The sequence below is a fragment of the Synechococcus sp. H60.1 genome, from assembly GCF_047462335.1.
In the GTDB taxonomy this organism is placed as follows: domain Bacteria; phylum Cyanobacteriota; class Cyanobacteriia; order Thermostichales; family Thermostichaceae; genus Thermostichus.
This window is the reverse complement of record NZ_JANSJA010000185.1, coordinates 43,239-53,356: the sequence shown is the minus strand read 5'-3', so window position 1 is coordinate 53,356 and position 10,118 is coordinate 43,239. Positions and strand designations below refer to the sequence as shown.

10 protein-coding genes are annotated in these 10,118 nt (G+C 59.4%); 6 read left to right on the top strand and 4 right to left on the bottom strand.

What is annotated here, in order from left to right; genetic code table 11:
- Positions 1–56 precede the first annotated feature (56 nt).
- The 3 genes from polA to cobA form a co-directional block, all read right to left on the bottom strand.
- Positions 57–2,855, bottom strand: coding sequence for a DNA polymerase I (gene polA, locus NW852_RS09565; RefSeq protein WP_414371858.1), 2,799 nt, complete (start codon positions 2,853–2,855; stop codon positions 57–59).
- Positions 2,856–2,916: 61 nt separating this feature from the next.
- Positions 2,917–3,741, bottom strand: coding sequence for a 1,4-dihydroxy-2-naphthoyl-CoA synthase (gene menB, locus NW852_RS09560; RefSeq protein WP_414371896.1), 825 nt, complete (start codon positions 3,739–3,741; stop codon positions 2,917–2,919).
- Between the two features lie 49 nt (positions 3,742–3,790).
- Positions 3,791–5,290, bottom strand: a complete 1,500-nt coding sequence (gene cobA / locus NW852_RS09555) for a uroporphyrinogen-III C-methyltransferase (RefSeq protein WP_414371856.1) — start codon at positions 5,288–5,290, stop codon at positions 3,791–3,793.
- A gap of 147 nt (positions 5,291–5,437) precedes the next feature.
- On the opposite strand from cobA, the gene NW852_RS09550 reads away from it, so the two are divergent.
- Positions 5,438–6,442 carry an ABC transporter substrate-binding protein gene (locus tag NW852_RS09550; protein WP_414371854.1) on the top strand — a complete coding sequence of 335 codons (1,005 nt, stop codon included), beginning with the start codon at positions 5,438–5,440 and terminating at the stop codon, positions 6,440–6,442.
- A gap of 1 nt (position 6,443) precedes the next feature.
- Here the strand turns inward: NW852_RS09550 and NW852_RS09545 are convergent, their stop codons facing one another.
- Complete coding sequence (locus tag NW852_RS09545) at positions 6,444–6,956, bottom strand: phycobilisome rod-core linker polypeptide (RefSeq protein ID WP_414366302.1); 513 nt, start codon at positions 6,954–6,956, stop codon at positions 6,444–6,446.
- A gap of 445 nt (positions 6,957–7,401) precedes the next feature.
- Here NW852_RS09545 and NW852_RS09540 point away from each other — a divergent pair, with 445 nt between their 5' ends.
- The 5 genes from NW852_RS09540 to NW852_RS09520 all read left to right on the top strand — a co-directional run bounded on the left by NW852_RS09540 (position 7,402) and on the right by NW852_RS09520 (position 10,103).
- The gene (locus NW852_RS09540) at positions 7,402–7,887 is read left to right on the top strand and encodes a 2Fe-2S iron-sulfur cluster-binding protein (RefSeq protein ID WP_414332440.1); all 486 of its coding nucleotides are present in this window, start codon (positions 7,402–7,404) and stop codon (positions 7,885–7,887) included.
- 69 nt (positions 7,888–7,956) lie between these two features.
- Positions 7,957–8,640 carry a V4R domain-containing protein gene (locus NW852_RS09535; RefSeq protein ID WP_414332442.1) on the top strand — a complete coding sequence of 228 codons (684 nt, stop codon included), beginning with the start codon at positions 7,957–7,959 and terminating at the stop codon, positions 8,638–8,640.
- 52 nt (positions 8,641–8,692) lie between these two features.
- Positions 8,693–8,974 (top strand): hypothetical protein, encoded by a 282-nt coding sequence (locus NW852_RS09530; protein WP_414332444.1) that lies wholly within the window; start codon positions 8,693–8,695, stop codon positions 8,972–8,974.
- A 102-nt stretch (positions 8,975–9,076) separates the two neighbouring features.
- Entirely contained in the window at positions 9,077–9,616 is a 540-nt protein-coding gene (locus tag NW852_RS09525) for a hypothetical protein (protein ID WP_414366305.1), read from the top strand.
- Between the two features lie 16 nt (positions 9,617–9,632).
- On the top strand, positions 9,633–10,103 hold the full coding sequence (locus NW852_RS09520) for a phycobilisome protein (protein WP_414366307.1): 471 nt from the start codon (positions 9,633–9,635) through the stop codon (positions 10,101–10,103).
- Positions 10,104–10,118: the final 15 nt, after the last annotated feature.

Genomic DNA, 10,118 nt, shown 5'->3' with positions numbered 1-10,118 from the left:
TGTAGATCTCAACAGCCATAGGGAGATAACGAACGCTTTCACATAGCTTAACATTCTTAGTTGGCCTCCTTCCAGTTGTGGCCAATTTGAATATCCACCACCAGCGGTATGGAGAGGGGCACCGCCCCTTCCATTTCTCTTTGAATGAGGGGCTGTAAGTCCTGCCATTCTGAGGGCTCTACTTCAAATACCAGCTCGTCGTGAACCTGCAAAAGTAAACGCGAACGAAAGTTCTGGAGCTTTTCCTGCAGGCGCACCATAGCTACTTTGATAATGTCTGAAGCGGATCCCTGAATGGGGGCATTCACAGCAGCCCGCAGCTCGGCTTGTTTGCGGTGGCCCGATAGCTGAGACAAATTGGGGAAATAGCGGCGGCGACCCAGGATGGTTTCCACATAGCCGTGTTCTTCCACAAAGGCTTCGGTGGCGCGGAGATAGGCAAAAACGCCAGCATAGCGCTCATTAAATCGCTGCAAGAACTGCTTAGCTTCTGCCAGCGATACTCCTGCCGTGCGGGCAAAACGCTGGGCTCCCATGCCATAGATCACGCCATAGTTAATCGTCTTGGCAAGGCGGCGTTCCTCACTGGTTACCTCTTGCTTGTCAAAGAGCAAGCGAGCGGTTAGGGTATGCACATCTTCCCCGGAGCGAAAGCACTCAAGGAGGGTTGGCTCTTGGCTGAGGTGGGCCAGGATGCGCAGCTCAATTTGTGAGTAGTCAGCCGAGGCCAACAGCCATCCCTCCTGGGGAATGAAGGCCTGGCGAATGCGGCGGCTAAACTCGCTGCGGATGGGGATATTTTGCAAATTGGGGTTGGAGGAGCTGAGCCGGCCAGTGGCAGTAACGGTCTGGTTAAAGTTGGTGTGCACCCTGCCTGTATCGCGTCTTACCAGAGCTGGCAGCGCATCCACATAGGTGGATTTGAGCTTGGCCAGGGTGCGGTACTGGAGAATAGTTTCAATAACTGGGTGATCCCCTTCCAGCTTCTCTAAAACAGAAGCGTCGGTGGAGTAGCCGGTAGCTGTCTTGCGAGTTTTTCGGACATCTAGCTTGAGCTTTTCAAAGAGTAGGGATGCCAGTTGTTTGGGAGAGTTGAGGTTAAAGACCTCCCCCACTTGGGCATAGGCCTTTTGCTCCAGGCTTTGTAGCTCTTTTTCCAGCTCCTGAGAAAACTGCTGGAGAAACTCAGTGTCGATACGGATGCCGACCCACTCCATTTCTTCCAAAACATGAGCCAAGGGCAACTCCACCTGGATAAAAAGATTCCAGAGGCGTGGGTCAGTCTGTTGCAGCTTCTCGGTGAGGATAGGCACCAAGCGATAGGCGCAATAGGCATCGGTGCCGCAATATTCTGCCACTTTGGCAATGGGCAGATCGGCAATGGACTTTGCTTTGCCCAGCAACTTTTCGTAGCTGGTGGTGGGCAAATTTAAATAGCTAGCTGCCAAGTCGGCCAAGTTGTGGCTGGCCTCTGGGTTGAGAACGTAGCTGGCCAGCATGGGATCAAATTGGATCCCTTGTAGGCGGATGCCATGGGCGCGAAAAATACTGAGATCATACTTGCAATTTTGCAGGCTTTTGGGCCGATTGGGATCCTCCCAAATGGGCTTTAGGCTCTGCTTAACTAGGTTCCAGTCCAGGTTGGATCCCTGGCGGTGACCAATGGGCAAATAGGCCACATCCCCCTCTGACCAACAGCAGCCAATTCCCACCAGTTGGGCGTCGCGGGGATCCAAACTCGTGGTTTCCGTATCCCAGGCTACGATCCCCGAACAGGCCAACAGCTCTTGCCGCAACAGCTCCAATTGCTCTGGGGTATCCACAATGCGCACTGCCGGCAGAGAAGGGGCGGGAGCAGCGGGAAAATCAAACCAAAGGGCCTCGTCGTAGGCAGAGCCATCCCTTGCAGCTTCTGGGGAAGCTGTCCTGGCTGCAGTTGCCTGAGGGGGGATCCCGCCCAAGGTAGCCTGGAGTTTCCGCACTTGAGTAATGAAACTGCGAAACTCTAGTTTCTCCAGCAGTGGCAGCACTTCCTCTGGGTCAAAGCCGGTCAACCTCATGCCCTCCCAGTCAGGCACAAGGGGGACGTCGCAGTGAATCCGAGCCAGAAATTGGGAGTGCCGGGCCGCCGTGATCCCTTCCCTAAGGTACTGCTGGACTTTGCCAGGGATCTCCTCCAAATGGTTGAAAATCTCCTCCAAGCTGCCATAGCGCTGCAAGAGCTCTGCCGCTCGCTTGGGGCCAATCCCCTTGACGCCGGGAATGTTGTCGGAGGGGTCACCACAGAGGGCTTTGTAGTCGACCACTTGCCAAGGCCAGATGCCCAATTTCTCTTTGACCTCTTGGGGGCCAAATTCGCTGACGCGATCTTTGCTGTTGAGGTGCAAAACCCTAATTCTTCCCTCGCGGTCAATCAATTGAAACAGGTCCTGGTCACCGCTTAAGATCTGCACTCGATACTTTTGGGGAACAAGCCTACAGAGAGTCCCCAGAATATCGTCGGCCTCAAAGCCGGGCACTGCCAAAATGGGAATGCGCAGCGCCGCCAACACCTGCTGGAGGTTCTCCACATCTTCAAGAAACTCCGGCGGCGTTTCCGGGCGGCCTGCTTTGTAGGTTTCATCAGCCTCGTGGCGAAAGGTGGGCTGCCGGGTATCAAAGGCAACAGCTACATGGGTGGGGGGGTACTTCTCCAGGACCTCCAGCAGCGATTTCAAAAAGCCAAAGCTAACACTCGTCGGGATCCCGGTGGAGGTGCGCAAGCCCCCCTCGCGACTGTGGGCAAAGGCGTAAAAAGCGCGGTAGGCCAAGGAGTGACCATCGACCAAGAGCAGCGTCGGAGTGGGTGCGGCCATCGGCTTAGACCAGGAACTAAGTCCAGCCTAAGGGATCCCGACCTGGACAGGGAGCCGCTCCCTAGGGCCGCCAGGGAAACTGGCGAAAGTTGGGAGGGCGCTTCTCCAAGAAGGCGCGTTTGCCCTCGGCAGCTTCCTCGGTCATGTAGTACAGCAGCGTCGCGTCCCCGGCCAGCTCCTGCAGCCCCATCTGGCCGTCGCAATCGGCGTTGAAGGCGGCCTTGAGGCAGCGGATGGCCAGAGGGCTGTGCTGGAGGATCTCCCGCGCCCAGCGGATCCCTTCTGCCTCCAGTTCCTCCACGGGCACCACCGCATTGACCAGGCCCATCTCTAGCGCCTGGGCGGCCGTGTACTGGCGGCAGAGGAACCAGATTTCGCGCGCCTTTTTTTGGCCCACCACTCGCGCCAAGTAGCTGGCCCCAAAGCCACCGTCAAAGCTGCCCACCCGCGGCCCGGTTTGGCCAAAGATGGCGTTGTCGGCGGCAATGGTTAGATCGCAGATGAGATGCAAAACATGGCCCCCGCCAATGGCGTAGCCGGCCACCAGCGCAATCACCACTTTGGGGAGGGAGCGGATGATGCGCTGCAGATCCAGGACATTGAGGCGGGGAACGCCTGCCTCGTCCAGGTAGCCGGCCTCTCCCCGCACGCTCTGGTCGCCCCCAGCACAGAAGGCATATTTTCCATCCGTATGCGGCCCGGCGCCCGTCAGGAGCACGACTCCAATATTGGGATCCTCCCGCGCATCCAGAAAGGCATCGATCATCTCGGCAACCGTCTTGGGGCGGAAGGCGTTGCGCTTGTGGGGGCGGTTGAGGGTGATCTTGGCAATGCCGTCGGTCTTCTCGTAGAGGATGTCTTCGTAGAGCTTGGCCGTCTGCCACATGGTGTCTTGGGGGTTCCTTTTCTTCGCCAATCCCTGCCCATTATCCGCGCTAACCGTCTGCCTGAACGAGGGATCCCACCAGCCCTTCCAGGGTGTACTCCTGGGCCACCACATCTACCCGCCCCAAGATCTGCCTGCAGGTTGCCGCCGTTTTGGGGCCGATGGCCGCAATCTGCACCGGCGGATCCCAGACTTCAGGGCCCAGGCCGGCCTGGTGGAGGAGATGGGCAAAATGCTGCACGGTTTTGGAGCTGGCAAAGGTGAGGATATCCACCTGGCGCTCCTTGAGGGCAGCCACCACCTGGGGATCCGCCGCTGCCGGACAGGCCGACTGGTAGGCCGCCACCTCCACCACCTCGGCTCCGCGTTGCCGCAGCCCCTGCACCAGCTCCTCCCGTCCTCCGGATTCGACGCGGGGAAAGAGGATGCGCTGCCCCTGCACTGGCTCCGGCCAAATAGGCAGCAGGGCTTCAGCCACAAACTCAGAGGGCAGCAAATCTGGGCGGATGCCGTACTGGGCCAGTACCGCCGCCGTTTTGGATCCCACCACTGCCACTTTCAGAGAGTAAAGAGCCCGGCTATCTCGCCCCTGCTGCTGCAACCGCTCGAAAAAACCCTGCACGCCGTTGGCCGAAGTCAGGAGCAGCCAATCGAACTTCTCTAGGGCGGCAATGGCTGTATCCAAGGGATCCCAGCTTGTAGGCGGCTGGATGACCAGGGCAGGCATTTCCAGCACCCGCGCCCCCTGAGTCTGCAGCAGCTCGCGCAAAGCTGGCGACTGCCCCTCAGCACGGGTGACCAGCACCGTTTTGCCTGCCAAAGGAGCCGGTGGCGGTAACGGTGGGATCCCTGGCAAAAACTCCTGCCGCAGCCGCACCACCTCGCCCACCACCAGCAGGCCAGGCAGCTTTTCTGGCTCCAACCCTTCCCCCTGTTGCAGCTCTGCCAGGGTGCCCACCCAAACCTGCTGCTCCGCCTGCCCCGCCCCCCAGATCACGGCGGCGGCACGCTCCGGCGGGATCCCAGCTTGCCTCAACTGGGCCGCAATCTGCTGCCGCTGCCGGGATCCCATCAAGATCACCAACGTATCCAACTGGGCCAAAGCGCCCCAGGGCAGGGCCTCCAGCTCGTGGGCGGTCAGCACGGCAAAGGCACGGCTCAAGTGCTTATCAGTCAGAGGGATCCCTGCCCACAAAGGGCCGGCCAGGGCCGACGACAAGCCTGGCCAGATCTCAAACGGGCAGCCCGCCTCCCGCAGGGCCTGCACCTCCTCGCGGGCACGGCCAAAGATCAAGGGATCCCCCGCCTTGAGGTGAACCACCTGCTTCCCTTCCCGGCAGCGCTGGATGAGCCAGCGGATGCCCTCCTGCAAGCTCGCTGCTTCGGAACGTCGCCACACCTGCGCCTGGGGGGGCAACTCCGCCAACAAGCGCTCGTCCACCAGCTCATCCACCCAGACGGCCTCAGCCCGCCGCAAGATCTCCAGCGCCCCTTGCGTCAGGCCGTCCCGCCCACCCAGCCCCGCCCCCACCAGATACACCTTGCCCATGCTGCTGCACCCCTTCTCTTGCCCTCTACCTGTTGATCCTGCCGCAAAAGCGGGATCCCACTTGCTTGGCAACTCTTCCTCCAAGCTGAGGCAAAAACCACCTGGTTGCGAGATACTGAAAGCGTTGCAGTCTGAGGATCCCTGCCCATGGCTAGTGTGACTGCAGAGCTCTGGCCCCGACGGCGCTTTCTGGCCAGTGGAGCTGCTCTAGTGGCAGCGGCAGCGGGATCCCGCCGCTCCAGATCCCGGCCCCTGCGCTTAGTCACCAACTGGTACGCCCAGGCAGAACACGGCGGCTTTTACCAGGCCCTGGCCCTGGGTATCTACGCCGACTACGGCCTGCAGGTGGAAATCCGCATGGGGGGAACGGCGGTTAACGTGCTGCAACTGCTGGCTGGAGGAGCAGCGGACTTTGTCCTCGGCGGCAGCCCCGACGCCCTGGCGGCTCTGCCGTCAGGGATCCCCGTGCTCACCGTGGCCGCCTTTTTCCAGAAGGATCCCCAGTGTCTTTTGGCCCATCCGGGCGTGGGCATCGAGCGCCTGGAGGACTTGCGGGGCAAGCCCATCTGGGTCTCTCCGGGAGCCAACCTCACCTACTGGCCTTTCTTGCGGGCCAAGTTTGGCTTTACCGACGAGCAAAAGCGTCCCTACAACCTCAGCCTCACCCCCTTCCTGCTGGACAAACACTCTGCCCAGCAGGGCTATGTCACCTCCGAGCCCTTCCGCGTGCGCCAGGAGGGCGGCTTTGATCCGGTTGTCTTCCTGCTGGCCGACTACGGCTATTCCCCTTATGCCACCACGCTGGAGACTACCCGCCCCTTTGCCGAACGGTACCCGGAGGAGGTGCGAAAATTTGTGGCCGCCTCCATCGCGGGCTGGCAGAGCTACCTGGAGGATCCCCGCCCCGGCAACCGCCTCATCCGCCAGGACAACCCCAACATGAGCGAGGCCCTTCTGGCCTATGCCCACCAAGCCCTAAAAGACTACGGCCTCCTCACTGCCGGCGACGCGGCCACCCTGGGGATCGGCGCCATGACCCACCAGCGCTGGCAGACCTATTTTCAGGAAATGGTGGCCCTGGGAATTGTCGAAGCTGGCCTCAATGTCCGCCAGGCCTACAGCCTCGACTTTCTCCCCGCTCCCACCGCCTGAGTTACATCACCGCCAAGCTCTGCAGCCGTGGGGATCCCTGCATCGCCAGCTCATGGCGCCGGTGCATCTGCTCTGTCAGCAGGTAGGCCAGAGGCGGGCAGCCACTCAGCCGCTGCCGCGGATGGGGCAGTTGGTCGTTGCCGAAGGTGTGGCGGTACTCCTCCGAGTCGATAAAGGCATTGACCATGGCCTGAAAGCCCTGGCGCACCAGAATGTCGTGGTAGGCCGCCACCTCCTCCTTGCTGGCCGGGGCCCGTCCCAAAAAGTGCTTAAAACCCTGCTCCACACAGCGGGTGTTGCAGCCGGCACTGAAAAAGAGCTGCCGGTAGAGCCGGGATCCCCCAATTTGGCGAACCAACCGCTTGATCCCAATCCGACCCCGCAGAAAGTCCTGCTCGATTTTTTCCAGCTCTCCCGCCTTCTCGTGCTGGTAGGGCTGGCGTTCCAAAAGCTGTTGGTAGGCAGCCCGCAACAGGTTTTGCAACGTTTGCGGATCCCGCTGGCGTAGTTCCATAGCGATAGCTCCCAAGCAACGCGACCGACAAAAACCGATTGGGCAAGAGGTCAACTTAAAGAAACGATGAAGATGGAGTTGCTCGATACACTTTTACAATCGGCATTAACCAGATCCAAAAATTGTCAATGCCAACCCAAAATCCAATCGAGCAAAAGCCCTACTCAAGATTTATCTTGTCGATAAGTTGAACCGGGGAAGCTTGCGATAAATGTTTACAAGAAGGCCCCAGTTTTTTTGAGTTTACGTGATTCTACTTTCCAGCTTTCTACATGGAGAAACTTTTCGTACTTACCCGTAGTTAAAGATTGTGACGTTTTGATTCCCCCAGCCTGGTCAAAATCCAGAATACGAGTAGGAACTGATTTTTCGCTTGCATTGCTTTTGCGGCAGGGCGTATCTGCCGGCAGAGTTTTTGTCTGCCTTGAAGTTGGGGATCCCACCTATGGTGAAACAAATCCGGCTAGATCCTCTATCCCGCGTCTCGGAGGTGGATACCTACAGCAATCTGCTGTCGGCCATTTTGTCGGAGGAGCTCCATGTCTCCAAGGAATGTAACGGCCGCGGCCTCTGCGCCACCTGTCATGTCTACGTCAAGGAGGGCATGGAGAGCCTCACCCCCATCACCCCCCGCGAGGCCAAAACCCTGGAGACGATCACCAGCGCCCGCAGCAATTCCCGCTTGGCCTGTCAGGCACGGGTGGTGGCCGATGGGGTGGTGGTGGAGCTGCCGCCGGGGATGTACGTGAACTCGCTGAAGGATATCGAGGTGCTCATCGGTCGGCGGGCCGAACAAGACTTGCTGCACCCCCGAACAGGGCGCGTTTTGGTGGAGGAGGGCAAGATCATCACCCGTTCCACGATCAAGCAACTGGAAAACGAAGACTTCCGCATCATCGGCAGCACCCTTGCCCAGACCCGCGAGGCCTAAGGGATCCCAACACTCTGCTTGGGTTCCTGCTGCAGTGGATCACGGCTCAGTTTTGTTGAGGAGAAAGCCATGGCCAGCGTTACCACTCGACCGGATCCCCGTCCCGCAGTCACCATGCCGGTGGGCCGCGACAAGCACGCCCACTACAGCTACCGCGATTTCTTCCGCTTTAACCGAGAGCAAGGCACGATCATCGACTGGAACAACACCCAAAACCTGCTGCTCAGCGAAGACTTCATTGTCGGCCTGCAGGCGGGCCTAGAGCGGGAAGTGGGCGATGCCTCTGCGGCGGTGATGTACACCATCGGCAGAGACTGGGGCAGCCGCGATGCCCAGCATTTTTCCCAGTGGTATGAGCGGGAGTACGGAGTTGGGGTCAAGCAGTCCAACCTTCTGTTTTTGCTGGAGACCTGGTGGTGGCCTTTTACGGCGCAAGGCTGGGGCAAGTGGGAGGTGGAAACCGAGTCCAAGCAAAAAGGGTTCCTATTCATCAACCTGTTTGACTCGCTGGTGGCCCGCACCTTGGGCGATGTGGGCAAGCCGGTTTGTCACCTCTATGCCGGGCTATTTGCCGGATTTTTCTCTGCTATGACTTCCCGCGAGCTGGCCTGCATCGAAATCCAGTGCTACGCCATGGGGGAGACCTATTGCAAGTTTTTGCTGGGCGGGCAAGAGCGCATCGATGCCGCCAATTTCTGGGTGAGCGAAGGGGCCAGCGCCCGCGAGATCGAGCAGCGTTTGCACCAACTGTGAGGTCTGCCTGTGGCTTTTGCAATCCTTCCCTTGCCACTTTGGAGAAACGCCCATGGTCACCCTCAACCTAGACACCGATCTGGACTTAACCCAGCCGCTGGCGGTGTTTTTACAGGGGTTGAACTGGGATAACCGGCCCTTGGCCAAAGCTCCCTTCGCTCCAGAATCGCTGTCGGACTCCCCCCTGTTCTTGGCCCAGTCGGTAGGGCAGTTTTTTGCCGGCTGCAATTGGTCGGGCGTCCGCCCGCGCCCTGAGCCACCGCCGGAGCTGCCGCCAGAGGATCCCTTTACGCTTGAGGATTTTGCCGCTTTGTTTGGTGGAGCCTTGCTCTAGCCCTGCTTTGCCCCAACTTGGGTTTTGCTTCCTCGAGCTGCTCGATCTTTTGACTCGTTTTGAGACTGGTTTTGAATCGGGTTTTTTAAGGAGACCTCACCCATGAATGACCTTCACTCCTGGCCGGAGCGCATTGCCGATCGAGAAGGGGATTACCTGACGCCCGACGATCTGCAGGATCTCATCCGCTACGCTCTCTCCTTTCCAGAGCGGCTGGATCTCTACCAAGTCTTGCAACAACAAGAGCTGGCGTGGATCGAGAAGGTTCTGCAACAGCACGGGTACAGCGGTGAGGCAGAATCCTCTCTCACCCCCACTCAGCGCCTCTTGGCCCGGCAACTGGCCTTCTGCTTGCGCTCCCTGGGCCTGAGCTTGTTGTTGGGGGATCCCCTGCCCCTGCGGCAATGGAGGTGTGGGGCGATGGAACGGTATCTGGGTTTGCCGGAAGCGCTCCGGCAGTTGCAGGCGGTGGTGCAGGGATCCCTGCCGGCGGAGCAGCAGGGTTTGCTTGCCCCCTACTGGCAAGCGCTACAGGCTGTCTGCACCCCTTCCCCAGAGCGGCTTGAGCCGGAATTTGCTCCTCAAACCGAGACTGCAGCTCCGTCGGAAGAAGCGCTCACCCTGATGCAAATGTTCGTCTAAACCAAGGGGGCTTCCTATGAATTCAATGGTGACCGCGCTGATGCAACAAAGTGAGGGCCGCTATCTGCGCCCAGACGAGCTGAAAACCCTACACGCCTATGTGGAAGGGATCCCCAAACGAGTCCGCCTCTATCAAGTCCTGCAGGCCAAAGAGCAAGAGCTGGTGGAGCGGGTGATGGAGAAGTTCCAGCCGATGATGCCGAATTTGCCCCGCCAACATGGGCACCTGGCCTGGGAGCGTTGCCGCCGGGATCTAAGCATGGTGTGGCGCTACTGCTGCCTGGCCATGGTGCTCAACGATGAGGATTACCTGCGGGATAAGTTGCTCTACTGGCTGGAGACGATCCTGAAGTCCTTCAAGATGCGTGACCAGTGCCAGCCTGCCTATAAGTTGATGCTCGACTCCCTCAGCGCTGTCTTCGGCCCCGAAGAGAGCGAGGCCATCCGCCCCTACGTGCTCTTGGCCAAGTCGATGCTGGTCAACTGAAGTCAATGGACTCTC